This is a genomic window from Acrocarpospora pleiomorpha (assembly GCF_009687885.1).
In the GTDB taxonomy this organism is placed as follows: Bacteria; Actinomycetota; Actinomycetes; order Streptosporangiales; family Streptosporangiaceae; genus Acrocarpospora; species Acrocarpospora pleiomorpha.
In genome coordinates this window covers 161,013-185,460 of the sequence record NZ_BLAF01000012.1, presented here as the reverse complement: position 1 = coordinate 185,460, position 24,448 = coordinate 161,013, and the positions used below count along the sequence as shown (strand labels likewise).

Below are 24,448 nucleotides of genomic sequence, written 5' to 3'. Positions count from 1 at the left end.
GCGTAGATGGGTGTAGCAGCAGCGCGGGATCCTCCCATGGTCGTCAAGCAGCCTAAGGGGATGTTGTCGCCACGGCATGATGGTCTGCCATGTTTGTCAACGGCCGAGTGCGTGTGGGTCTGGCCCACTTTTGCATGGCCACGGACAGCAGGAGCGTTCGGTGAAGCAGGAGCCGCTGTCAGGGTTTTGGAGTAAGGACATTCCGCGTCGTTCGCTGCGGCCGGACGAGCGGCCCCCTCGTTCCCGGCTGGCCCGGCGCATCCGGGCGACCGCGATCTGGCTGGCCATTATCGGCGTGCCGTTCGTGGTGGGGCTCGCAGTGGGCAGGACGTCGGCCACGGGTGACGATCTGACGTCCCTGGTGCTTGCGATTCTCATTGTGGCGACGCCGTACGCGGTCGTCGGGATCGCGTTCGGGGAACGGGTGTCGCTCAGCTGGCGGGAGGTTCTCTTCTCGCGGGTGAACTGGATCTGGCGGCTCGCGTACCTGCCCTACCGGGACTGGCCTCCGCTGCCGGCAGAGGTCGGCCGCCTGGAGCGGATCGACGTCAAGGGCGACCCGCTGCCCGTGTTCCGGCTCAAATGATGGTTCCGCCCGCTTTGGGGACGGACATGCCCGGTGGCCGTTTTTGACGATGGCCCGGATGGGAGGCAGCGCGCTGGTGGATGGTTGGGCCGGTCCGCCTCGCATCCCCCCAGGTCAAGGTGCCGACCTCGAGAAAGTCGCACGCCAGTAAAGTGCGTCGACCTGGTCGCGCAGAAAGCCAGCCAGGCGCAGGCGCGGTGTCCACCTTCTAAGACCAGAGAGGTTCACCCATCTAATTAACCGCCTGGTCATGCAGGTTTCAGATGTCCGCATTGTCTGCTTCGGTCTCCGTCTTGATGATGGAATTGGGTGGACGTAGGGAGACCGAACAGTGTCGTCCGTATACTGGCTTGCGCGCTCCGGCATTGCCGTTGCGGGTAAGACGCCGCGACGTGTGAGGCACGGGCTTGCCGCAACCGCTACTTCGGTGACCTACCTGGGGTGGCGCTCCAAGCGCTTGGTAACCCGGGAGAACATGGCCAAGGTCCTGGATCTGCACGCCTCCGACCCTCGCGTCAAGCGCGCCGCTCTGAGTTCCTGGAGCAACTACGGCCGAACCGCGGCATCATTGATTTGCTTGCCCTACATGGACATGCTGGATGTCGATGCGCGCACTCAGGATCTGACTAAAGGCATGACCTGGCAAGAATGCGTCCGGTTGGCGATGGCACCCGGCAAGGGGGCGATCATCACTACGGGGCATTTTGGAAGCTGGGATTTAGCCGGTGCCATCGCCGCGCGCCACGTCCCGCTCTCGGCTGTTGCGGACACTTTCAAGGACCCGCGGCTGAACAGCCTCCTTCAAGGGCATCGACGAGAGAAAGGCGTCGACATCATCCCGGTGTCGGGTGCCGTCCGCCGCGTGATGCAGGAACTCGTCGCGAGTCGAGCGGTGGCGATCGTCATCGACCGACCGGTGACCAGGGAACGGGGCGTGGAGGTGACGTTCTTCGGCCACAAGACCTACGTGCCCGCCGGCTCGGCCACGCTGGCCGTCAAATCGGGCGCGTCAATCGTGCCGGGATATGTCTGGTACGCGCCCCGCAATCGCTTCTACATTCGAGCGTTCCCGCCGATTTTCCCGCGCGCGGTGAGCAACCACACGGAGAGAACGCAGGAGATACAGCGCCTGACGCAGTACATGTTCGCCTGTCAGGAAGAGGTGGTACGGCACTGCCCGACGCAGTGGTTCATGTTCCGCCGGTTCTGGCCGGCCGATGTGGAGGCACCCGAAGCGGATGCCACCAAGGCGATTGCCATATAGAACCCACATAGAAGCGGCGGGCGCGGTGCCGGTCTGCATAGCGCGATGGCCAGCGCCTCTACCAGTGCCGAGCCTGGCAAGGTGCGTGACGGCACCGGGATCAACCTTCGTGAGCCCGGTTCTCGACACGGGACTCGCGGCGTCGGCGGATCATACGGCGCGGAGGATCCACAAACCAGCTCCAGGCGCATTGTGCGGCATAGACGGCCGGGTTGAGGCGGGCGGGCCGCTGGTCCTGGCCACCGGCTCGCGTGGTGCGGTCGATGATGGCTCGGCGCAGATCATCGGGTGCGGTTCCGGGGAAGCGTGTGTAGGCGGCACCGATGTGCTGCCAGAAGTGCGCGTCGCTCGCACCGATCTCGGCCAGGCCCCAGTCCTTGTTGGCCGAGCGCACGGCGGCGCGTTGAGCCGAGTTAGCCGGACTGGGGTTATACGTCTCAATCGCGTCGATCTCGTACCCCGCGGCCAGCAGTGAATCGATCCTCCGGCGGCTCAGGCTTGGAACCAGCATCCCGAGGGGGTGCGGCACAACCACCAGGCCTCCCTGCTCCTTGATGGCATCGATACTCTCTTGAACTGGGCGCAGCGGCCTGGGCGCCTTCTTGACGAAGAGGCCGAGGAGGTGACCGTGACGGGTCGAGACCTCAACTCCGGTGATCATCCTCACCGTGCAGTTCTGTTCGGACAGCAGTTCTTCGACCCGCCGCGCACCCTCGACATGGTCGTGATCGGTTACCGCGATCAACGTGAGCTGCCTGAGAATCGCCGTCTGGACCAACCGCGCGGGGCTGATCCAGCCGTCACCCAAGTTGGTATGCATATGAAGGTCGGCCCGGCCAATACCGGCAGCCGCCAGCGTCGTATCGTCTCCCGGCGCGCTGCCCGTCTCGTCGTTCACATAGCAAATCGTAGACTTGGCACGGTTTGGCGGCGGTCGTGGCTCGGCCTGGGCCATCGCTCCCCGGTCAGTCACGGAGCGGTGGAGTCACTCATGCACACCCCCATGGTGTGCTCGTACCGATGTCGCGCATGGTAATCACCAGCGGAAACCATCGTCGGCACCGTTTGATCAAGACGGCTCCTGCCTCATCCGTCCCATGCCATGACGGAATCGACAGCTGTATTTGGAGAAGGTTGGGGATCAGGCCATACGGGGTTATCTGTCCAGGCGGCAGTCCTGTCCACGATCGGAGCAGGTGACCGTTCCCAACGCCCGGATGGACCATGAGGATCGTAAGGCTGGCCAATTTCGTCACTCCTCGCTCGGGAGGCCTCCGGACAGCCCTTGAAGAGCTGGGCGCCGGTTACACGGCCGCGGGGCACGACGTGGTCCTGGTCGTTCCAGGCGATCGTCCCGGACACCGGGAGACCCGGGCCGGGCTGGTCGTCACCGTGCCTGGGCCGGTCGTGCCGGCCACCGGTGGATACCGCGTCATCACCGCCCGCCGACCGCTCGTCCGCTTGCTCGACGATCTGAAGCCCGACCGGCTGGAGGTGTCGGACCGTACGACCCTCCGCTGGACGGGCGGCTGGGCGCGCTCCCGCGGTGTCCGTTCCGCCATGGTGTCGCATGAGAGCCTCGACGGCCTGCTGCGCCTGTTCACTCCCCGCCTCCCCGGCATCGGCGGTGCCGTACGCGACCCGGGCGGCCCGCCGGCCCCATTCATCCGGACGTTGACGGACCGGCTCAACCTGGCCACCGCCGGCTCGTTCGACGTGGTGATCTGCACCACCGATTGGGCGTCCGCCGAGTTTCGGCGGCTGGGTGTGCCCAACCTTGTTCGCGTGCCGCTTGGCGTCGACCTGACCCGTTTCGCCCCCAGCCGACGCGATCCGGCGCTGCGGCGAACACTGGCAGGCCCCAGCGAGCACCTGCTCGTGCACTGCAGCCGGCTCTCCCCGGAGAAACGGCCGGACCAGCCGATCCTGGCGCTGCGGGAGCTGCGCCGCCGGGGCGTGCCGGCGGTGCTCGTGGTCGCCGGGGACGGCCCCCGACGGCGCGCCCTGGAAAAGCTGGCCGGCGGGCTGCCGGTCCGGTTCCTCGGGCACGTCGCCGACCGTGACGAGGTCGCACGCCTGCTGGCCGGGGCGGATGTCGCCATCGCGTCCGGACCTGTCGAGACGTTCGGCCTGGCGGCACTGGAGGCCCTGGCCGCCGGAACGCCCGTCGTCGTGTCCGCGCACAGCGCCCTTCCCGAGGTGATCGGTGACGCGGGGATCGCCGTCCAAGGTGGTCCTGAGGCGTACGCGGACGCGATCGAGCGGCTGCTGGCCCGCGACGAGGAGGACCGTCGCACCGCGGCCCGCCGCCAGGCGACACGGTTCGGCTGGCCCTCCTCTGCGGCCGGGTTCCTGCAGGCTCACGAGTTGCCTGTCCCCCCGGAGCTCCCGGTGTTCATCGGAGATCGACAGTGACCACGACGGCGATGGCAGAGCTGACGATGACGACGACGCGACTGGTCGCGCTTGGTGATTCGGTGACCGAAGGGCTGGGCGACCCGCTGCCCGGCGGCGGCTGGCGGGGCTACGCCCGGCTGCTGGCGGATGCGCTCGGCCCCCGCGAGCAGGTGGCATTCGAAAACCTCGCGCACAGCGGGGCGACCTGCCGGGATCTCGCCACCGGCCAGCTTCCCCGGGCCCTGTCCCTGCGGCCGACGCTGGCCTCTGTGCTGGCCGGAGTCAACGACACCCTGCGGGGCGACTTCTCGCTGCCCGCGATCGCCCACGACTTGGAGGCGGTGGTGGGCGGATTACGCCGTACGGGCGCTACCGTCCTCACCGCCCGCCTGCCCGACCCCGGCCTGATGCTCGGCGTCCCCGACCTCGTACGACGACCGCTCACACGACGGATGCGCGCGATCAACATGATCCTTGATGGGCTGGCGGAGACGTACGGGACGGTCCACGTCGACCTGGCCGCCCATCCCGCCCTGTACGAACGCCGGATGTGGAGCGTCGACCGCCTGCATCCAAGCGTGCGCGGCCACCATCTGCTGGCCCGGCTGTTCGCCGCCGAGTTGGCCGGTCGCGGGGTCCCCTTCCGTGCGATGCCGGAGGAGGAACCATCCGGGGCGAGCGCCACGGCGTGGGCGAGCGCCCGCTGGATGGCGGTCGAGGGCACCGGCTGGATCGTCCGACGGGCGAGGGACTTCCTGCCCCGGCTTGGCGCGCTCGTCCTCAGTGAGGCCTGGCACGCCGTGCGTGGGCGGACGACCGTGCTGGATGACCGGTTCCGGGAGGAACTGGAGCCCGTCCTGCGCCGCATCTGCCTACCCCCGGCATGAGCACCCACCCACGGACGCGATCGCGCCAGTCGCAGATCCGTTCACCGAACGGCACGACCAAGGGAGACCCGCATGAGAGTCGCCATCGTCTCCGAATCCTTTCTCCCTCAGGTCAACGGGGTGACGAACTCGGTCTGCCGGGTTCTGGAGCATCTCGCGGACCGGGGCCACCAGGCGACCGTGATCGCCCCGTGCCGTGAACCGGGCACCTACGCCGGGTTCCCCGTCCACGCCACCCCGGCATTCCAACCGCCGTTCTACCGGTCGTTCCGGGTGGGGCTGCCGAGCCGGCGGATCAGCACTGTGCTGAAGGAGTTCAGGCCCGACATCATACATCTGGCCTCCCCCACGGTCGTGGGAGCGGCGGGCGTGGCCGCCGCCGTCCAGCTTGGCGTACCCGCCGTTGCTGTCTTCCAGACCGACCTGGCCGGTTTCGCCCGGCAGTACGGCGTGCGCGGGATGGACGCGATGATCTGGTCCTGGTTGCGACATATCCACCGCAGGGCGGCCCGCACGCTCGCTCCTTCCACCGCGACGATGATCGAGCTGGTCGAGCGTCGGATTCCCCGGCTGCGGCTGTGGGGCCGCGGCGTGGATCTCGACCGTTTCAACCCGGCCCACCGCTCGGAGCGGCTGCGGCGGGAGCTGGCACCGAACGGCGAGGTGATCGTCGGTTACGTCGGCCGCCTCTCTCCGGACAAGCGCGTGCACCTGCTTACCGAGCTGGCGGGCCTGCGGGGCGTCAGGCTGGTCGTCGTGGGGGACGGCCCGGCCGCGCCGGCGCTGCGCCGCCGACTCCCCGACGCGGTGTTCTGCGGGTTACGCACCGGCGAGGACCTATCGCGGATCCTCGCCTCGTTCGATGTGTTCGTGCACACGGGTGCCAACGAGACCTTCTGCCAGGCCGTGCAGGAAGCGCTGGCGGCCGGAGTCCCGGTCGTCGCGGCGGCCGCGGGCGGCCCGCTGGACCTCGTACGGCCGGGGCACAACGGTCTGCTCTACCCGCCGGAATCGCCGGCTCTGATGCGGGAGGCGGTGGAGCACCTGGTGGCGGATCCCGCCGCGCGACACCGGATGAGCGCGCAGACCCGGGATTCCGTGCAGGCCAGCACGTGGACTGCCATCTGCGAGCGGCTCGTCGAGCACTACGAGACGGTCCTCGGAGGGGATGAGGGTCCCTCGAAGGTGCCGGTGCCGGGCCGGCTGCGGCCTCACCGGAGTCGCGCTGATGTCGTAGACCTGATGACCAGGAGGCGCTGATCTGACTCCCCCACCCCTTCATGGATAACCTGCCCCTATGGCTTCCGCTGATTGTCATTGTTTTGCAGCGCTTTCCGCGCTCGTGTGCCCCGGATGCGCCTTGAGATGCCGGGCGGGAACGCTCATCGGGGGCAATGTCGTTTAGATAGGTGTTTGCGCTGGTAGCGTCCGCCGGGTGGCGGAGTGGATCAAGGTCGGTGTGTCGGGCCGGTTGACGGATCTGGTGGGGCTGGGGGCGTTGACGTCGCTGGTGCCCCCGGCAGGTTCTGGATGAGGCGATCGAGCTGCACGGATGCCGCGAGGAGCGGGTGCGGAAGCTCCCGGCGCATGTGGTCGTCTACCTGCTGATGGCGTTGTGCCTGTTCGCGGACGATGACTATGAGGAGGCGGCAGCATGTCCGCGGCCGGCTCGCGGCCTTCAAGGTTCCCGATCGGGTCGAGTTCGGTGCGCTGCCGAAGACCGCCTCCGGGAAGATCCGCACGTTCGAGCTGCGAGCCGCCGCGTGGGCGGGCCACGAGCGCATCGGCATGGTTGGCGGCCAACGGACGGATTGATCACATGCAGCTCACCGTTACGGTCTGGGTGTTCGTCCTGGTCGAGGACGTTAGGTGGGCTGGTCGGCGAGGTGGTCTTGGAGGTCGGCATGGCGGAATTGATAGATCGGGCCGACAGCGCGGAGTAGGCCAAGCCGATGGGCGTCATCGAGAAACGCCATCAGGTTACGGGGCAGTATCCTGCGTCGATTCAGGTAGCTAACAGTGAATAGGTAACTCCACGACGCTCTACCACTCCTATCGAGCCCGGGCCGCTGGTCAGTGCGGTGTCGGCGGCGGTGACGGTGTCGGCGTAGTCGTCGGTGCGGCAGGTGAGGATCAGGCCGCCGCGGCCGAGGGTGCGGTTGAGGGCGTGCAGGATGGCGGCGCGGGCGGTCGGGCGCGCCTGGCAACCGTCGTCGGTCTGCGACATGTACGAGAAACGGCGTGTGGCCTGGTCGAAGCAGACCTTGATCTGAGATGTTGTGGGGCTTGAGCTCGTTGTGGAGGTTCAGCGTCCAGTTGCGCAGCCCGGTGGCGGCGATGTTGATGTTGGCGAGGGCGGGAACCGGGGTGATGGAGCCCCCGCCCGTGGTGATGAGGATCGTGCCTGACTTGGCGGCGATCATGTCGGCGGCCACCTGCCGGACGGTGTGGATGGCTCCGTTGAGGTAGAAGTCGATCTGTGGCTGGAGGTTCGCGGGGTCGACGTTGAGAACCCCGGCGCCGCCGAGTGTCGGATCGGCGGGGGAGAACTCGAGGACGTCGATCGCGCCGTACCGCTCCTTGATCAGGGTGAACGCCTCGGTGATGGTGTCGGGCTCGCCGATGTCGCCCCGGAATCCGGCTGCTTCGATGCCCTCGGCCCGGAGTCCGGCCGCTAGCGCGTCGAGCTTCGCGGCGTTGCGGGCGACCATGGCGACCGTGAAGCCCTTTTTGCCAAATGCGCGGGCGATCTCGACTCCCAGGCCGGGACCGGCTCCGACGATGGCGATGACAGACATGGGTATATCTCCCTACTGGGCGGGTGGGTGGTGAGGATTGCGAGCGGCTGTGTGCGCTAGCCGCGGCCCGGTCGGAACTCGACCAGGACGACTTGGTCGGGGTAGTCGGCGAGCGTCGTCGTCCCGGGCTCACCGGCGGCTCGGAAGCGGCGGGCGTACAGACGCGCGGCCGTGGGGTGCGCGGCCGAGAACGCGGTGAGCGGAGCTGCCTTCTCGTGTGGCGGAACGACCTTGACGGTGGCGTCGTAGCGTCGGCGTCCGTGGTGAATTCGCGCCTTGCCGGAATCAGTGATGTTGATGAACCACGCGCCCTTCGTCCCGAGGGCGGATGCGACGATCACGCCCCCTTCCGGCGTCTTCTGCAGGCATTCGACGATGGTCCGTCGTGTCAGTCCGGTTCGCCGGCCGGTGTGCTCGATCATCAGGTACCGCTCGGTCATGAGCCATCCCAGCCCTGCGCGGTAGAGCAGAGTCGGGGCAGCCAGGACGCGCTGGGCGAGGCTCGGTCGTTTGCGGGCCATGGGCATGCCTTCCAGGCAATCGGGTCAGGTGATCGGAGTCGCCGTCGTGTGACGGCCTGGTCCTTCATGCGTCCGTCGAGGCGGAGTCCGATTCGTGCGAGGACCCTTCGGACGCCGGCGCTGCGGTCACGGCCTTCCGGTAAGTTTGAGTACGCCCTCAAAGTCAGACTCTCGCACCAACTTTGAGGGCACCCTCAAATTGTGACGGGACGGACATGGCTCGATCGAAGAGCGTGCGGCGGGACGCCCGCGAGAACGTGGCGAAGCTGCACGCCGCCGCGCTGGACATCTTCCTGGCGAAGGGCCTTGACGCCCCGCTGGAGGAGGCCACCTCTTGCCGCCGCCGGGCTCGCTCCTCGGCCTTCCGCTGCTTGAGCTGAGCCGCCGTGAGTAGGAGAGCCTCGCATTCGTCCATCTGCGCTGCGCATTTGATCATCCGCAAAGTACTGGAGCCGCTGCGATGTCGTTTGCGACATCGCAAGGCTCATCGCAACATGCGGCTTGACCTGCACGGATGAATTTTCGGCATCTCGCAGTGCTGTGCCGGGTGACGGCGAGCAGATGCACCATGCCCTAGCTGTACGGCCAGTGCGTACGGTCCAGTACGGCTCCGGTGGTGGTCCTGTAGACAACCGTGGCGAAGATCTCATCGCCGTACAGATGCCATTCCGCCGGCGCCATGAAAGGCCCGCATGCGACCTCCAACTTGTACGCCTGGTCGTAAGTGTGAAGGCTGGTGACGGTCAGGCCGCATTTCGGGGCGGCCGCGGCCGGACTCGCGGTCACGACGGTCAGTCCCAGGCTCAACGCGGCCGCGCTGCGGCTGCTGCCGATGAGCGATCGGGACAAAGACGTCGAGATCCTTGCCCTGCGTCACCAGATCACCGTTCTGGAGCGGCAGCTGAGTGGAGACAGGGCGCGGTTCGCTCCCCAGGACCGGGCCTTCCTGGCCGCTCTGTTGACGCCGCTGCCCCGAGAGGTCCTGCGCCGGATCCGGTTACTGTCGCCTGAGATGCGTGGATAAGATTTTCGGCGGGCGCACGGCTCGCCGAGTACCTGGAACACCTCGGTGGCGAGGCATGATCGCTGACCTGGAGCACTCCGGCGTGACGCGGTCGAGCAGGGGTTCCGCGGCGACAGTCCTGCGGTTCACCAAACCCAGCGGAAGCCAGCCGCGGCGTTTTCCATGTACGGCAGGAAACGATGCGCGCGATGTTCCAGGTCGAGTGTCACCGGCTCTTGTTCCACCACGTTTCCGGCCTGGTAGTCGTCCCAGGCGGCCCACCAAACTTTGCTCGGCAGTCGGCGCGGATGGAACTTGACGACGATATCGATGTTCTGCGTCCGCGCGTTGACCACCCGCCGATATTCCGTGTCGATGCCTTTCTCGCGGTGGAATTCGCTGCGGTATTCAAAAGACGTGCTGTCTCCCTCGCGCAGTGACGTGGATAGCGTGATCTTTATGATCCGTGGATCGGCGCCGTGGTCGGGTCCGGCCGAGACGTGCCCGCCGTGGATGACGACGATGTCGGATGTCCTGGGGGACAGAAAGCACGGGTAGTGGTCGACGCCGTCCTCGCACGCCACGATCGTGTGCGCGGAGTGATGGGTGGTGGCGCGCCCGGTTGCGTCGATTATCCGGCGCTCGAAAAGCATGATGGTCCGGTGCCGCTGTGGGATGGGCAGTGGTTGCCGGACCCGCAGGGTGTTCACCAGCGGAACATTGGTGACGACCTTCTTTGTGGTGTGCGCCTCACGTAACATCTGCTCGTCATCTGGCGTCAGATGAAACGCCTCGATGAACCAGTTGAGCGTTTCCGGGCTCAGGACTTTGCCGTCGAGTGCGCGGCCGACGCGGTCCTTCAGCTTGCGGTCCAGTTTTGTCTCCGATTCAGGGAATATCCCCGAATCCACCAGGTAGTTGGCGATCACCAGAGCGATGGCCTGCCTGCTCATGGCACTCGCTGACGGTCTTCTTTGCTGGTGTCGCTGCCACCGTGTCCGATATTCCCTGCGATTCAGGAGTAAGTCGCGGAGGACTCGTCCCGCCGCCCTGGTGCTGTCAAGAACATGATCGTCGGGCATGGCCGCACCTCCTAGTCGCATGCGACGCATCAGCGACAAACCGGTGCTTAGCTTACATCTGCGACGCACCGGCCGAATAGGCTCCGGCCTCCGAAAGTGACGGGAAAGAACTGGCCCTTGGTGAGGCTGTTGTCTGTAAATAGCCGGATATTAGTGCTTTTGGGTTGATGGGGGATGTCAATGGTGATGTCGTCAGCGGAGCCCGCCGCGGTTAACGATCTACGCGCGCGGTACGAACGACCGGGCAACGGGCCTCTCGCAAAGGGCGATCATGTCAATGGAATGCGCGTTCTCGGCTTCGGGTTCGCGCCGGAGCCGGAACCTTTCCGCAGGCGCAACGACCGGCTTCTGCTTCCGGGGGACGAGCAGTGCGATCAGCCGCCGCCGCGGACGCTGCCAAGCGCCACGGACGAGGAAACCGGCGTGCGGGTCGAACGAAATGGCCCGCACGCCGCGCATCGGCTGCGGAAGGAGGATCTGGCCTCGGCTGCCGACATCGCGGCCCACTTCCCCGCCGCCGTCGACCAGGCGATTCCGCGATGGTCACCGGACGGCGACTTCGTCCGGTCGCTGATCGACACGATCGTCGAGAACGGACACTCGATCTGGCTCGTCGGCGGCGCCGTGCGCGACCTGATCGCCGACGCCGGCCAGCCGGTCAATGACCTCGACTTCTGCGGCACCATGTTACTCGGAGAATTGTACGAGACCGCTGACGAATTATTGACGCTCGCCGGGCTCGGCGATCATGTCCGGAGGATTTCGCCCGGACGAGTGTTCTCGGTCGCTGCCGATGTGGACGCGGCGCGGCTGCTGGAATACAAATCGTTGAGCCTCACGGGATTCCGGTTTCCCGCCTCGGGCGGAGATCTGATCGACGATGTCGTCACCCGTGACCTGACCGTCAACGGTGTTTACTATGATCCTCACCATCAGCTGATCATCGACCCGTCACGACGGGGTGTCGAACATATCCGCGCGGTGCCCAGGAAAATCGTCCCGATTTACCTCGACGACGACGCCGTGGAGCGGGCCCAGGTCATCCTGCGTGGCCTGAAGTTCAAGATTCGCTGGCCCGACGCTGATATGACCGAGATGGCCACGTGGGTCGGCTCCCTTCCCGCCAATCTCGCCGAGCGGATACCAGAGGACCGGTGGCCGCGGCTGCATCGGATGTGGCGGCGTTGTGTTCCGGAAGAGCACCGGGACGAAGCTGTGAAGGTCGCGGAAAGGCTCGGGTCCGCCGCCGACCGTCTGGTCCACCTCTTGCGCGACGGCTGCGACGATGGCGCATAAACCGCTCAGCAACTGGGTCGTCTCCGTACGGGTACCCGAGGTGGGAATCGTACCGTGGGATCCCTTCGGGGACGTCAACGACGGTGACGAACGCGCCGACGCTCGTCATCTGCCGTGGTTCACGCAGGGCTGGCAGCGGCGTCGTGTCGAACTCGACCTCGGCTATGGCGCCCTCGGCCTTGTCCACCAGTCGACCGGTCACGCCGTGGTCGAGCTCACCGAGTCGAGCCGGCCGATACCCGTCACCGCGGCCGGTTTGGCGATCATCGACCGGATCGAGGGGCGCTGGCCTGAGGCCGACCTGGACGCCGGCGACCTGGATGTGATCAGCGGAGAGGACCTCGCGCTGCGGCATCTGCTCCTGTCGCGCCTCGCCGACGAAGGACTCCCGCTGCCGGAACTCTTCCATACGCTGCCTTGGCACCTGGTCTCCGAACTCGCCGAGCAGGTGATCGCCGCACTCCGGGGAGGCATGGCCAGCCCTGATGTCCGGTTGCGACACTGGTTCGCCCCCGCCGGATCACGATTCACCGCGGCTCTCGATCAGATCGGCGCGGGACTGCGCGCGGGCGACGACCTCGCGGTCCGGGTCGGTCGCACAGCGCTGTGCACGCGTCTGCTGGAAGCGAAAGTGCCACGCGTACCCCTCTCGACTCGCCAGGTCCTGTGCGGGCTGATGGACGAACTCGCTGTACGGGATCCGTTTCTGGCCTATTGGGCCAGGCAGGCATCCGAACGCCTCGCCCCGGAGGGCGGGACCGGGGCCCGGGATGAGGGGTCCGTGCACCTGCCTACCAGATTGCCGGCCGCCGCCGACACGCGGCGACGTATCCGCAGGCAAACGCGGCGGATCTACCAAGACCCGTTCGTCATCGATCTGACTGTCACCGACACCGGCCGGTTGGAGATCGACGTGGAGGCCGGCCTGGCATCAGCTGACCCGGCCCCCGTGATCGATCCCTATCATGTAATGGTCTTACCGCTGGACGTCCACGGCGGCGACGGCGAACGTGCCTACTTTGTCCCCCTGCAGCGTGTTCCCGGCGGCCTGGCGGGCGCGATCAGTATTCCGTTGGCCGCAGGCGGCGCCGAGGTCGAGTACGAGGTGGGGCTGGCGGGACCGCCGATCGGCACGGCCGAAGCACGATTCCTTCCCGAAGACGATATGAAACGCTCCTTGCTGGCGGTCAGGACACGTACGGCCTTGCGTCCCTGGCAGGACCTCGCTGCCGCCATGCCCGCCGGTCATGTGCTGCGCTCGATGGTGGCCCGCGCGACCGGAGAACCCCGTTGAGCACCGACGATCCGGCCAGGGGCCTCCTGTACGGCGATGTCCCCGTCACACCCGGGCAGATCGAGAGAATCTGCGCTGACCTGGTGGGCCCGGCGCAACCGCTGGCCGGGCTGATCAGAGAACTGGTGGCGGCCGGCGACGTCCACGCGCTGCGACTTCTTCACCAGGAGAACACGCCGCTGCATGTCCTCCTCGACGAACTGCTGCCCGCCGATTACCCCATCTCCGATGAGAACCTCATCAGGAGGCTTGGCCCGCCGTTCACGGACGGGAGCTCGTCGGCGGTGCACGCGGTGCGAAGCGCCGCCGGACTGGCGCGGAGCCTGCTCGAAGAGAATCCGGACGACGGCTACCTGCGGGCGAGCCTTCAGTGGTGCATGGCCGCGCACACCTCACCGCTGACCCTCGATTGGGCCGAGCCAGAGGATCATCAAGGGCTGAGCCGGCAGCTGGCCACCCTGTCCGCCTTCGTCAACGACGATCGGCGATGCGCGGGCACCGCCCTGACCGTCGCCGTCACCTTGCGGTTCCTGACCGGCTTCTCCCCACGGAAAGGGCCGAGCGCGAGCCTGAACGTGCTGTTCAACCTCGGCAGCCGAGGTCTGAAAGCACGGCTTACGGGAACCCTGATTCCCTCATGGCCGCCGGGCTTGGTGCCCGACCCGAGGCGCATGACCTTGTTCACCGCCGACCAGGACTTCCAGCTGGCCTTGACTCGCGCTTGGGCACAGGCGGGGAAGGCGGTCACCGGGACGGTGATCTGGTCCATCGAAGCCGAAGACGGGCCGATCGGCACTGTCGTCGGCGAATCGCTCGGCGCCGCGTTCGCCGTAATGATCGACGAATTACGGCGACGGCATCGGCCGTTCTACCGCAATCCGGCGGTTTTCCGGCTGGTGGGCACGAACGCCGTCGTCGGGAGGATCGACGATTGGGGCAATCTCCAGTCGGTCGAAGGGTACGCGCAGAAACTGGAGGCGGTGGGCGGGAACGCTCGTGTGATCGTGCCCACCGTGGACGAGCAGAAGGCCAACGAGGCTGGCCGGGACGTCCTCATCGTTCCGGCTCCGAACTGGGCGATCGCCGCGAACAAGGCACGTCGCCCGGATTTCCGGCCAATCGCCCAATGGGCTGTCGCCCCGCTCGTAGTTGTGCTGATCATCGCCGGTCTCGCCGTACTGAATCGGCAGCAAGCCGTAGGCGCGCACCAGCAAGAGGTCATGTCCCGGCAGACCTCGCAGCGGAGCGACGAACTGTTGGAGCGGGATCCTGTCCTTTCGGGACTGCTGTCCGCCGCCGCGTGGAGATTCGCCCCTACGGACGAGGCCCGCTATGGCATGCTCGCGGCGACCGCCACCGCCGCTGAGACGGTTCTGCAGTGGCATCCGCTCATCGTCCACGGGGTGGCCTACAGCCCGGACGGTTCAACGCTGGCGTCCATCGGCGGAGGAAGCGCTATCCAGCTGTGGGACGCCGCTACTCGTCGCGTGATCGGCAGCCGCTCCGATACCGATCGGTTCTCCGCATACGGGCTGGCCTTCAGCCCGCGTGGTGACCTGCTCGCGACCAGCGACGATCGCGGCTCCATCCGGCTGTGGACTGTGCCAGGCCTGACGGCGATCGGCGGTCCGCTCAACCATGGCAGCAGTACTGTGCCGTTGGTGGCTTTCGATCGTGGCGGGGCCACCCTGGTCACCGCCGGCCGGGATGGCGCCGTTCGGACGTGGGATGTGGCCGCGCGCCGTCCCAGCGGTAAGCCGTTCACGATTCCCCGGGGCTCCTCGGCGGTCGCGTTGAGCCGTGACGGCAGGACGCTGGCGACCACAGTAGGGGAGAGCGCGTCCGTTCAGCTGTGGGACCTCAGCACCCGCCGGCGCCTGGGTGCTCCACTCAGCGGCGGCCGCACAGTCGAGTTCAGCGGTGACGGCAAGCGGCTGGCCGTCGTCGGCGATGACGGCATGCGGGTGTGGGGAGTGCGTACCCGCCGTCCCATCGGCAAGGTGCTGAAGGGCCCCGCCACGGCTTTCACCCAGGCGGCGTTCAGTTCGGACGGCGCGACGCTCGCGGCCGCCGGCAGCGACGGGTCCATCCAGCTATGGGACATCGCCACAGGTGAACCAGTGGGTAACCCCTTGCGGGGACACACCGCGATAGTCATCGCGCTGGCCTTCGATCCACATGGCGGATCCCTCGCCTCAGCGGGCGCCGACGGCACCAGCAGGCTGTGGGACCTCAGTCTGTTCCGCCCAGCCGGCAAGCCGCTCAGTCGGCACGCCGGCCTTGTCGCGGAGGTGGTGTTCAGCCCGGATGGAGCGATACTGGCCAGCGGGAGCTGGGACGGGACTGCCCGGCTTTGGGACACGGCCACGCGCCTTCCCGTCGGGGACCCGCTGAACGGGCACGATGGCCAGATCAACACGGTGGCCTTCAGCCCGGACGGGCGAACCTTGGTCACCGCGGGCAACGACCGGACCATCCGCCGGTGGGACGTGGCCACGCAACGGCCGATCGGCCCCCCGATCATGGCGCACCTGGGCGCCGTGCTCGATGTCACCTTCAGCCCTGACGGTCATCTGCTCGCCTCATCCGGAGACGACGGCGCCACCCGCCTCTGGGACGCCGCCACCGGTCGGGCGATCCGCAGTCCCCTTCTCGGTCACTGGGGCCCGGTGAACTACGTCAATGCAGTGGCCTTCAGCCCGGATGGGCGGACCCTGGCCACTGCCGGGGTCGACATCACCGTCCGGTTATGGGATGCCGCCACCGGTCAGCCGGTCGGCGATCCGCTGGAGGGCGGTTACGCCATCAATAATGTGGACTTCAGCCCGGAGGGGGAGGTCCTCGCCGCGGCCCAGGACGACGGCACCGTCCAACTCTGGGATCCCGCCACCCATGAGACTGTTGGCGATCCCATCGGAGTACCGGGCTCCTCGCTGTGGGGGCTGGCGTTCAGTCCGGACGGCACGATCCTCGCCACCGGAGCCGGTGACGGCAGCGCTCGCCTGTGGGATGTGGCCACCCGCCGTCCTCTGGGCGGCCCGCTCCGCGGCCACGGCAAAGGTTTCACCGACGTCACCTTCAGCCCGGACGGCACGATCCTCGCCTCCGCAGGCGAGGACGGGCGTGTCCTGCTGTGGAACGTGGCGATGCCGAAGGACCCATTCCGGGCCGTCTGCGCCATCGCCGGCCGCTCTCTCACCCGGGAGGAATGGCGCAGGTACGTGCCAGGAGAACCGTTCGGGGAGGTGTGCCCCTGAGCATCGCCCACGATTCACCGGTTCTTTCCCAACCTCAAAGGCAGGTGTCCGATATGTGGTATCAACATCGTTATGTCTTAGTAAGCATATTTGTATTATTCCTGGCGATCCTCGTGCCGCTGCCTGCGGCGGCCGCAGGCGAGACCATTACCATCAACCCCGTCAGCGGCCCGCCCGGCACCACGGTCACCGTGGCCGGTGAGGGCTGGCCGAACGACTGGACGGTGCCCATCGGAACCGACGCCTCGCCTGGTGCACAGGTCACAGCCCGCGCCGACGCGCAAGGCGAGTTCACCATCAAGCTGACGATCCCTGGTAACGCCCCCGCCGGGCAGCTGAGGATATGGGCGGTCATCGGGAACGGCGGCAGCGCGGACGCCTGGTTCACGGTCGAGGGACCGGCGCGCGGGGGACAGACCGGGGACGAACCGGACTGCGCTGTCAAGGTGATAGGCGTACACGGAATGGGAGAAGGTCCCAACGACAGCGGGTACGGAGACTCGCGCATCGTCCGCGACACCTTGAAGCGGGTACGGGACCTCGCGGTGAAGCGCGACAGACCGGCTCTGGAAACGGTCATGCTGCGATACCCGACGACCGATCCGCTGGACCTCTTCAAAGGCCGTGGCGGGCTGCTGAGGCCGATGCGCAAAATGGCCGCCGCCGTAGATGTAGGGGTGACCCGGCTCGAACGAGAGATCGCGAAATGGCGCCGCTACTGCTCCACCACGAAGTTCGGTCTCGTGGGGTACTCCGAAGGCGCGTGGGTGATCGACGAGTACCTGTCCAAGCGGGCCGGGAAGGTCGGCTGGGAAGAGGTGTACGAACTTGTTCGCGGCGTCCAGGTGTACGGCGATCCGCAATGGCCGGACAAGTATTCGGTCGGTCCCGGTATCGCCTTCCGGGCGGGTGAGATCAATTCCGCCTACCAGCTCGATCTCAGCCCCTACGACCAGGACATCCTTCCGTACCAGGGTTTCTGCATTCCGGATGACATCGTCTGCGATCCGAAGAAGGGTAAAGCCTTAATCTATGACCTCAAGCCGCTTCAGAAATGTCTCCGCGACGTGGCGTCATGCCCCCATGGGCAGTACACCAGGGGCGGCACCGCGCGGGGCGCGACGTTCCTGGACTCCGTGCTCTACGAGTGACCTGCACGTGGCCGCCGCACCCGCTCGGCCTGACCACAGCCCTCCTGCCAGGCAGGAGGGCTGTGCCACGCAGATCAGGCCGACCGGGGCTCCGCGCCGCTTCGCGGTCCCCGCTGTACGCCTGTGGTGTGCCGACACTGCGGTATGAGGTGGCGGGACCGCGCCGCCAGGTCGCTCATCCGCGGCCGGACCGGGCAGCGGGATGTGGACCGCGCAGCAGGCCCGGAACATACTGATAGAACTGGGGGAGCGTGCTGGCCGGTTCAATTGCCTCATCAGAGATCGCGATGGCAAATTCTCCGAGGTCTTCGACCAGGTGCTCGCCGACGGCGTACGGATCATCAAGACTCCGCCCGGGCGCCGCGGGCGAATTGTTATGCGGATGTTTGCCCGGATGCTACGGCGTGAGTGCCTGGACCATGTGTTGATCTATGGTGAGCGGCATCTGCGCTGTGTGCTCGCCGAATTCGAGCGGCATTACAACGACCATCGTCCGCATCAGTCCCGAGATCAGATGCCGCCCCTGGGCGAATCTGGCCGAATGATCGATATGACTGCACTGATTCGTCGGAGAAAGGCTGTGGGGGCCTGATCAATCAGTACTGGCGGGCAGCTTCGCGATCATTTTCATCCCAGGTCAGAGGCACTACATGATTATTGGCACGGCACAGGGTGGGCAGCGAGTCGTGATGGAGGAGACGCCAATCCTGTCATCGGTGACATCGCGTCCTCTTGGCTCGTTGGTCGTTGTATATGCGGTAGGAGCCGCGCGTACTCAAGATTGAGGTAGCGATGACACTGGTCCGGCTGCGATCGAAGACCGGGGTGGCGCTCTACGTAGAAGCCTCCCAGTTGGGCGGATTCGACGAGGAAGAGGAACTGGCGGGTTCCACACTAGTGGCGGCGATCGACGGCACCCTCGACGAGGTCACCGAGGCTCTCAGCGGGCTCGCCGATCAGCTGCGGACCGCGCTCGCACCGAGTGAAGCGACCAAGTATTCGGTCGAATTCGGCTGCGAACTCGCGGTCGAGACGGGCAAGGTCGTCGCCATCCTCGGCAAGGGCAGCGCGAAGTGCGCTCTGAAGGTGACACTCGAATGGGATCGTACGAAGACGTGATGGCGGAACGTTCCAGGCTCCGCGCAGCTCTGTGTGAAGCCACGCTGAAACTCACCAGCAACGTCGGCGAGGGGACGGGCTTCTTCGTCGCGCCTGGCCGGGTCCTGACGTCGGCCCACGTCATTGGACAGGAGGGCCGGATCTTACGGTCGCAGGTCGACGCCACCTGGGCCGGACGGGCAGTCACGCTCGCCGTGACACGCGACGACTACCGTCCCGCCTATGAGGGTGGGTCCGACCTCGCGCTGCTCCACCTTCCCGACGGGTTGGAGCACCCCGTCATCTGCCTGAACGACAGCGCCGAACCGGGCGACGAGCTGTGGACGTACGGTTACCCCACCGGGCTGTTCCGCGAGGGCGACTCCGTCAGTCTGCGCGTCGAAGGACCGTCGGTGCGTAGCGACGGCACCCGGCTGCTGCGTGCTTCGCACGGCCGCGCGAGTCGAGGCCACAGCGGCAGCCCGGCGTTGAACTGGCGCACCGGGTGCGTGTGTGGGGTGATCCGGATGAGCCGCCTCATCGAGGAGACGCCCGTCATCTACATGGTGACCTCCGCCGACGTGCTGGACAGTTTTCCAGAGGTGGCGAAGGCTCAGCGCTCAGCGAGAGTGAACCGGGCTTGGCACCGGCTGATGTCGGACAACCAGCTCCGCGAGGCTGGACTCCGCGTCCCCGGCGCAGCGCTTACCTCCTACCTGCGCGCCATCAGGGGCGCTGCCCGCGAGCACCCGTACCCCTTGTCCCTGCGCGATGCGCCGCCGCTCAATGTCGTCTACCTCCGGCAGCAGGCCACCGCGATAGACGACGAGTCCGACGTGGTCACCGCAGATGAGGTGTTGCGTCATCATCGGGGGGCGCAGATCATCGGCGAGCCGGGTGCGGGCAAGTCCAGTCTGCTCCGCCACCTGACTGATCGATCGGCAAGCACATGGCTGGACGGTGAGAGCGCTCCCTACGTGCCCATCCCCATCCACGCCTCCGCGTTGCTCAGCAGGAAACCGTTCAACCGCGCTCTCGCCGACGGTGTCATGAACGAGCTCGGTGCCGAACTCTCCGATGGAGGGCTCGCCGACCTGTTCTCCCGCGAACCCCTGCCGGGCGTCCCCTGGCTGGTTCTGGTGGACGGTCTCGACGAGGTGATCGGCACGCGTTCGCGAACCCGTGTGCTCAAGGCTGTCGATCGAAATCGCGAGGACACCCCGTATCTGCGCTTCCTCGTCGCCAGCCGGCCCGTTCCCGAGCTCACTCATATGCCGATCGCTACCGATGACGCGCCGTCGTTCAAAATCGAACCTTTCACCGACGATCAGTTGGAACGTTTCGCCACCCTCTGGTTCTCCGCGCTGGCACTCCCGAACCCGGCCGAATCCGCCGCCCGATTCGTTGCCGAACTCCAACGCGGCCGATTGCGCCAAATCGCCCACATTCCGCTCCAGGCGACCATGATCTGCGTTGTCTACGCTGCGGATCCACGCCAGAGGCTCCCCATGAGCAGGGCGGAGCTGTACGAGCGCTTCATCGAGCGGCTCTTCGACAAGGCCCGCGTCCAAGGTGCAGCCCGGCGCCAGCTACGCGAGCAGGCCATGCCGTACGGTGCCGAGGCTGAGAAGGCGGCCGAGCGTCTCCTCGACGAGTTGCGGTCCGGCATGGAAGAGCTTGCCCACAATCGGCAGTTCGGTCACGCCGACCCGGCCATGCAGGCGCCGCCGCCGACGATGCCGCGCGAGAGCTGGGCCGCGCTGGTCACCGAGACGTTGCAGCTCGTTGGCCTCCTCGTTGAGCGCCGAGGGCGGCTCGTGTTCATCCACCACACGATCGAGGAGTACCTGGCGGCCTGCCACGTGGCACGTACCACTCGCAAGCCCGGTCGGTTCCGCGGCCATCGGCCATTTTTCCCTCAGGAGAAATGGCCCTGGTCCCACCTCGAGGTGAAATTGTTTCTGGCCGCCATCTGGGGACAGGAGGGAATCGACTTGCGGCCGGCTCTCCGCCGATTGCTCACCCGGGCCCATCGCCAGGCGAATGCGGAGTTCCTCGCCGAATTGGTCAGACAGGGCGTACGGTTGCCCGAGGACCTCTTCGCCCAGACGTGCGCGGCGTTCTGCGCGATGCTCGCCATAGGCGCCAATGATCGGCGCTGGACAGACGCCAGGGATGCGCTGATCGATCTCGATCCTGAACGTGCGGCGGAGCAGTTCGAGTCCATAGCGGTGAGCCCCTTAGCCGACCGGTGGCGGCGTTATCAGGCGGCCACGGCTCTCGCGAGAATTGACCGCGCGCGGGGCATCCTGACATTGCAGAGGCTGATCCACGATCCGCACGCGTTCGACGTGCAGTTACGAGCAGCCAGAGTGTTGCATGAGCACGATCCCTCAATGGGCCGTGTCGCCTTGGCGTTCCTCGCCCACAACAGCGATGTGCCCGACGAGTATCGCATCGACGCGGCCAGCGACCTGCTCGGCGCGGACCGGCAAGTCGGCGTCAGCCTGTTCGCTCAACTGGTCCGGGATCACCGTCTCAGCGATGCCGCACGTTTGCGGGCAGCCCGTGCCTTGATCGACGCCGGATACGAGGAACTACCGGACCTCATGCGAAGACTCACGGCCGATACCACGGTCTCCGCGGCGACCCGTGCGGAGTGCGGCGCGGTCTTGTTGATGATCGACAAATGGGCGGGTATAAGCATCCTGGAAGAGCTGTGCCTCGATGCCTTGGCACCGCCCGATGCGCGCCTGAGGGCCGCGAAGGCGATTAATCGCGAAGAGCCCGGCAGAGGAGTTCCGCTGCTCCGATCGATCGCTGAAGACCAGAACGTGGCACCCGATCTGCGGCTGGCGACCATCGATGAGCTCATGGTGGTCGACCCGAGCACCAGTGTCATCCTGACCACGATGGCGGCGGACCAAGCCCTCGATTACGAGACCCGCGTCGCGGTCGCCGAGGCGGCAGCCGGGTGGGGTTCTGAGATAGGCGCACAGGCGTTCGATCGGATTGTGGGAGACGATCAGCTAACCGGTCTGCAAAGGCGGCAGGCGGCTGAACACGCCGCGGATCATGATGTCCGCATGGGCTTGCGGTGCCTGGCCCGCCTGGTCAAAGACGGCAAGCTCAAACCGGCGACCCGGCTGAAGGCCGCCGAGAGCGCCGCGCGGTACGACCGCCAACGAGGAATCGCGCTGTTGACCGCCCTCTGCGATGACCTGACGGGCCGGGCACGGTTGCCTGCGCTAGGCGCCCTGGCCAAACTCGATCCAGCGAGAGCCAAGCCCATCCTGGTGGGAATAGCGGAGGATCACACCAGCGCTCAGGCGCCCGGCGCTGCACTCGAACTCGCGACCATCGACCGCAAGAAAGCCATCTCGCTGCTTGACGCCATCTGCGTCGACAGCAACATTGAACCGGCCAAACGAATAACGGCCGCCACGACGCTTTCTCAAATCGATCGGGTCCAGGGCAGCTTGTCGCTCGCCAAACTTCGCCGTGATCCGGTTGTGCTGTCCGAATTGGAGAGGCAGGACGCTACCAGGCTTCCCTCGTAGATCGTCACTCACCCGGCGCTCCGGGCCGGGTCCGGCATCCGCTGACGTGATCGGGCGGAGTTCACCTCCCAGGTCGTCCAGGTACTCGGGCCAGCTGCCGAACTCGGTGATGTCCTTGGCGTGGGAAACAATCACCTTGCGGCGGGCTGATAGCCCGTGCCTATGATCCGCCATGCCTCTTCTCACCCTTCCCCGGCAGCATGCCCGCACGGCCCGTTTCACGCTCGGCGTCCCCAGGGACTTCACGATCTCCCCGGACGGTGCCCGGGTGGTCTTCCTCAGGTCCTCGGCCGGTGACGACCCGGTGAACCAGCTGTGGACGCTGACGGTGGACATGGGGCAGGAGCGTCTGCTCGTGGATGCCGGCACCCCGACGGGCGCGGCATTGCCGGAGGCGGAGCGTGCACGCAGGGAACGCACGCGCGAACGCGCGAGCGGCGTCGTCGCCTATGCCACCGACGCCGCCGTCACCAAAGCCGTCTACGCGCTCGACGGCGAGTTACACACCGTTGACCTGCTGACCGGCGTGATCACCCCGCTCGGTGTGACCGGCTCCGACCCGCGCCTGGACCCGGCCGGGCGACATGTCGCCCACGTGTCCGACGGCGCGCTGCACGTCGATGGCAGGCCGGTGCTGACACCCGACGGGCCCGAAGTGACCTGGGGACTGCCCGAGCATGTGGCGGCCGAGTCGATGGCTAGGCACAGGGGCTACTGGTGGGCGCCCGACGGCACGCGCCTGCTGGTGGCGCGCGTGGACAACGCCGGGGTGAGCAAATGGCACCTGTCCGACCCCGCCGACCCCGCCGGGCCGCCCAGGATCATGGCCTATCCGGCGGCCGGTACCGCCAACGCCGAAGTGACGCTCTGGCTGACCACGCCGGCGGGAGAGCGCACCGAAGTGATGTGGGACAGGACGGCGTTCGAGTACGTCGCGGCGGTGTCATGGACCGGGCAGGGCCTGCTGGTGCTGGTGCAAAGCCGCGACCAGCGCACCACCCGCGTTCTGGAGGCCGACCCCGAGACAGGCGCAACCACGCTGCTGCGCGAGGACACCGACGACGCCTGGCTGGCGCTCGTGCGCGGGACGCCCGCCCGTACGGCGAGCGGGGAGCTGGTCTGGACGGTGGACCGCGACGACACCCGCCGACTGATGGTGGGGGAGGACCTGGTCACGCCGCCGGGTCTGCAGGTGCTGCGGATCCTGGCGGTGGACGGTGACACCGTACTGGCGCAGTGTTGCGACGAGCCGACCGAACGCCACCTGTACAGCTACTCCAGAGCCGAAGGGCTGGTCAGGGTGACCTCCGAGCCGGGGGTGCACACCGGAACGCGCGGCGGTGGCGTCACGCTGGTGGTCACCCGCACCTTGGCGGAGCACGGGGTTCATGTCACGGTGACCGATGGGCGGGCGGCCACGCGGATCACCTCGAACGGCGCGGTTCCGGTCCTGCGTCCGAGGGTGGAACTGGTGTCGCTGGGCAAGCGGGAGCTGCGCGGCGCGATCATGTTCCCGGCCGGGCACGTGCCGGGCTCGCGGCGGCTGCCGGTCCTGCTCGACCCGTACGCAGGGCCCGCCGGCGCTCTGGTCCTGCGCGGGCTGGACGACTTCGCGGTCTCGCAGTGGTTCGCCGACCAGGGCTTCGCCGTGCTGGTCGTGGACGGGCGCGGCACGCCGGGCCGGGGACCGGTCTGGGAGCGGGCCATCCACCTCGATCAGCTGAGCGTGACGCTGGAAGACCAGGTTGACGCGCTGCACGCGGCCGCCGGCCGTTTCCCCGACCTGGACCTGGGCCGGGTGGCGATCCGTGGCTGGTCAGACGGCGGGTATCTGGCGGCCGGGGCCGTACTGCGCCGGCCCGACGTCTTCCACGCCGCCATCGCGGGCGCACCGGTCACCGACACCCGCCTGTACGACACCCACTGGCAAGAACGCTACCTGGGCCACCCCGACGAGCACCCCCAGGTATATGACCGCAGCTCCCTCATCGCCGACGCCCCGAACCTGCGCCGCCCGCTCATGCTCGTGCACGGTCTGGCCGACGACAACGTCTTCGCCGCCCATACGCTGAGACTGTCCGCCGCACTGCTGGCCGCTGGCCGCCCGCACACCGTCCTGCCGCTGCCCGGGGTCTCCCATATGGCCGCCCAGGAGAAGGTCGCCGAGAACCTGCTCCTGCTGGAGCTGGACTTCCTACGCCGTAACCTTCTCCAGCAACCCCTGAATGACTACACCACATAGCGGCAGGCCCGG

The 24,448-nt window shown here is 67.0% G+C and carries 20 protein-coding genes; 16 read left to right on the top strand and 4 right to left on the bottom strand.

The genetic code is table 11. The features are described 5' to 3' along the window. The first annotated feature begins 160 nt into the window (after positions 1-160). Positions 161-586 (top strand): hypothetical protein, encoded by a 426-nt coding sequence (locus Aple_RS12370; RefSeq protein ID WP_155344678.1) that lies wholly within the window; start codon positions 161-163, stop codon positions 584-586. A 331-nt stretch (positions 587-917) separates the two neighbouring features. Further along, a complete protein-coding gene (locus tag Aple_RS12365) occupies positions 918-1,850 on the top strand; it encodes a lysophospholipid acyltransferase family protein (protein ID WP_155344677.1) in 933 nt (310 codons plus the stop codon). A 100-nt stretch (positions 1,851-1,950) separates the two neighbouring features. On the opposite strand, the gene Aple_RS12360 is transcribed toward Aple_RS12365, so the two are convergent. Further along, the gene (locus Aple_RS12360) at positions 1,951-2,748 is read right to left on the bottom strand and encodes a PHP-associated domain-containing protein (RefSeq protein WP_170321427.1); all 798 of its coding nucleotides are present in this window, start codon (positions 2,746-2,748) and stop codon (positions 1,951-1,953) included. Between the two features lie 326 nt (positions 2,749-3,074). Between Aple_RS12360 and Aple_RS12355 the strand changes: the two genes are divergently transcribed. The 4 genes from Aple_RS12355 (at position 3,075) to Aple_RS12335 (ending at position 6,949) form a co-directional block, all read left to right on the top strand. Beyond that, positions 3,075-4,265 carry a glycosyltransferase gene (locus Aple_RS12355; RefSeq protein WP_155344675.1) on the top strand — a complete coding sequence of 397 codons (1,191 nt, stop codon included), beginning with the start codon at positions 3,075-3,077 and terminating at the stop codon, positions 4,263-4,265. 11 nt (positions 4,266-4,276) lie between these two features. Next, complete coding sequence (locus Aple_RS12350; RefSeq protein ID WP_218038275.1) at positions 4,277-5,134, top strand: SGNH/GDSL hydrolase family protein; 858 nt, start codon at positions 4,277-4,279, stop codon at positions 5,132-5,134. 72 nt (positions 5,135-5,206) lie between these two features. Continuing rightward, positions 5,207-6,394 (top strand): glycosyltransferase family 4 protein, encoded by a 1,188-nt coding sequence (locus tag Aple_RS12345; protein WP_155344673.1) that lies wholly within the window; start codon positions 5,207-5,209, stop codon positions 6,392-6,394. 378 nt (positions 6,395-6,772) lie between these two features. Next, entirely contained in the window at positions 6,773-6,949 is a 177-nt protein-coding gene (locus tag Aple_RS12335; RefSeq protein WP_246264403.1) for a hypothetical protein, read from the top strand. A gap of 50 nt (positions 6,950-6,999) precedes the next feature. Here the strand turns inward: Aple_RS12335 and Aple_RS53185 are convergent, their stop codons facing one another. Further along, positions 7,000-7,932, bottom strand: coding sequence for an SDR family NAD(P)-dependent oxidoreductase (locus Aple_RS53185; protein ID WP_155344671.1), 933 nt, complete (start codon positions 7,930-7,932; stop codon positions 7,000-7,002). A gap of 56 nt (positions 7,933-7,988) precedes the next feature. Beyond that, positions 7,989-8,453: a nitroreductase family deazaflavin-dependent oxidoreductase gene (locus Aple_RS12325; protein WP_170321426.1), complete on the bottom strand. Its 465-nt coding sequence runs from the start codon at positions 8,451-8,453 to the stop codon at positions 7,989-7,991. A gap of 215 nt (positions 8,454-8,668) precedes the next feature. Here Aple_RS12325 and Aple_RS12320 point away from each other — a divergent pair, with 215 nt between their 5' ends. Continuing rightward, positions 8,669-8,833, top strand: coding sequence for a hypothetical protein (locus Aple_RS12320; protein WP_174889815.1), 165 nt, complete (start codon positions 8,669-8,671; stop codon positions 8,831-8,833). Between the two features lie 356 nt (positions 8,834-9,189). Then, positions 9,190-9,477, top strand: coding sequence for a hypothetical protein (locus Aple_RS12315; protein ID WP_218038274.1), 288 nt, complete (start codon positions 9,190-9,192; stop codon positions 9,475-9,477). Between the two features lie 125 nt (positions 9,478-9,602). Here the strand turns inward: Aple_RS12315 and Aple_RS12310 are convergent, their stop codons facing one another. Beyond that, positions 9,603-10,409 carry a hypothetical protein gene (locus Aple_RS12310; RefSeq protein WP_155344669.1) on the bottom strand — a complete coding sequence of 269 codons (807 nt, stop codon included), beginning with the start codon at positions 10,407-10,409 and terminating at the stop codon, positions 9,603-9,605. A 411-nt stretch (positions 10,410-10,820) separates the two neighbouring features. Between Aple_RS12310 and Aple_RS12305 the strand changes: the two genes are divergently transcribed. From Aple_RS12305 to Aple_RS12270, 8 genes are all read left to right on the top strand, one after another. Then, complete coding sequence (locus tag Aple_RS12305; protein WP_170321425.1) at positions 10,821-11,834, top strand: tRNA nucleotidyltransferase/poly(A) polymerase family protein; 1,014 nt, start codon at positions 10,821-10,823, stop codon at positions 11,832-11,834. A gap of 40 nt (positions 11,835-11,874) precedes the next feature. Continuing rightward, positions 11,875-13,128, top strand: a complete 1,254-nt coding sequence (locus tag Aple_RS12300; RefSeq protein WP_155344667.1) for a hypothetical protein — start codon at positions 11,875-11,877, stop codon at positions 13,126-13,128. Further along, a complete protein-coding gene (locus Aple_RS12295) occupies positions 13,125-16,385 on the top strand; it encodes a WD40 repeat domain-containing protein (protein ID WP_155344666.1) in 3,261 nt (1,086 codons plus the stop codon). Before Aple_RS12300 ends, Aple_RS12295 begins: the two co-directional genes overlap by 4 nt. Next, positions 16,376-17,536: a cutinase family protein gene (locus Aple_RS12290; RefSeq protein ID WP_170321424.1), complete on the top strand. Its 1,161-nt coding sequence runs from the start codon at positions 16,376-16,378 to the stop codon at positions 17,534-17,536. The genes Aple_RS12295 and Aple_RS12290 overlap by 10 nt, the downstream gene beginning before the upstream one ends. Before the next feature lie 202 nt (positions 17,537-17,738). Beyond that, positions 17,739-18,128, top strand: coding sequence for an integrase core domain-containing protein (locus tag Aple_RS12285; RefSeq protein ID WP_155344664.1), 390 nt, complete (start codon positions 17,739-17,741; stop codon positions 18,126-18,128). 200 nt (positions 18,129-18,328) lie between these two features. After that, on the top strand, positions 18,329-18,655 hold the full coding sequence (locus Aple_RS12280) for a CU044_2847 family protein (protein ID WP_155344663.1): 327 nt from the start codon (positions 18,329-18,331) through the stop codon (positions 18,653-18,655). After that, on the top strand, positions 18,655-22,194 hold the full coding sequence (locus Aple_RS12275; protein WP_170321423.1) for a serine protease: 3,540 nt from the start codon (positions 18,655-18,657) through the stop codon (positions 22,192-22,194). Before Aple_RS12280 ends, Aple_RS12275 begins: the two co-directional genes overlap by 1 nt. Positions 22,195-22,366: 172 nt before the next feature. Continuing rightward, on the top strand, positions 22,367-24,436 hold the full coding sequence (locus Aple_RS12270) for a prolyl oligopeptidase family serine peptidase (protein WP_155344661.1): 2,070 nt from the start codon (positions 22,367-22,369) through the stop codon (positions 24,434-24,436). Positions 24,437-24,448: the final 12 nt, after the last annotated feature.

Bases quoted from the DNA above. Each gene is read 5' to 3' on its own strand.
- Aple_RS12355 (WP_155344675.1), top strand. From the start codon at position 3,075: ATGAGGATCGTAAGGCTGGCCAATTTCGTCACTCCTCGCTCGGGAGGC.
- Aple_RS12350 (WP_218038275.1), top strand. From the start codon at position 4,277: ATGGCAGAGCTGACGATGACGACGACGCGACTGGTCGCGCTTGGTGAT.
- Aple_RS12345 (WP_155344673.1), top strand. From the start codon at position 5,207: ATGAGAGTCGCCATCGTCTCCGAATCCTTTCTCCCTCAGGTCAACGGG.
- Aple_RS12335 (WP_246264403.1), top strand. From the start codon at position 6,773: ATGAGGAGGCGGCAGCATGTCCGCGGCCGGCTCGCGGCCTTCAAGGTT.
- Aple_RS53185 (WP_155344671.1), bottom strand. From the start codon at position 7,932: ATGTCTGTCATCGCCATCGTCGGAGCCGGTCCCGGCCTGGGAGTCGAG.
- Aple_RS12325 (WP_170321426.1), bottom strand. From the start codon at position 8,453: ATGGCCCGCAAACGACCGAGCCTCGCCCAGCGCGTCCTGGCTGCCCCG.
- Aple_RS12320 (WP_174889815.1), top strand. From the start codon at position 8,669: ATGGCTCGATCGAAGAGCGTGCGGCGGGACGCCCGCGAGAACGTGGCG.
- Aple_RS12310 (WP_155344669.1), bottom strand. From the start codon at position 10,409: ATGAGCAGGCAGGCCATCGCTCTGGTGATCGCCAACTACCTGGTGGAT.
- Aple_RS12305 (WP_170321425.1), top strand. From the start codon at position 10,821: ATGCGCGTTCTCGGCTTCGGGTTCGCGCCGGAGCCGGAACCTTTCCGC.
- Aple_RS12285 (WP_155344664.1), top strand. From the start codon at position 17,739: ATGTGGACCGCGCAGCAGGCCCGGAACATACTGATAGAACTGGGGGAG.
- Aple_RS12280 (WP_155344663.1), top strand. From the start codon at position 18,329: ATGACACTGGTCCGGCTGCGATCGAAGACCGGGGTGGCGCTCTACGTA.
- Aple_RS12275 (WP_170321423.1), top strand. From the start codon at position 18,655: ATGGCGGAACGTTCCAGGCTCCGCGCAGCTCTGTGTGAAGCCACGCTG.
- Aple_RS12270 (WP_155344661.1), top strand. From the start codon at position 22,367: ATGCCTCTTCTCACCCTTCCCCGGCAGCATGCCCGCACGGCCCGTTTC.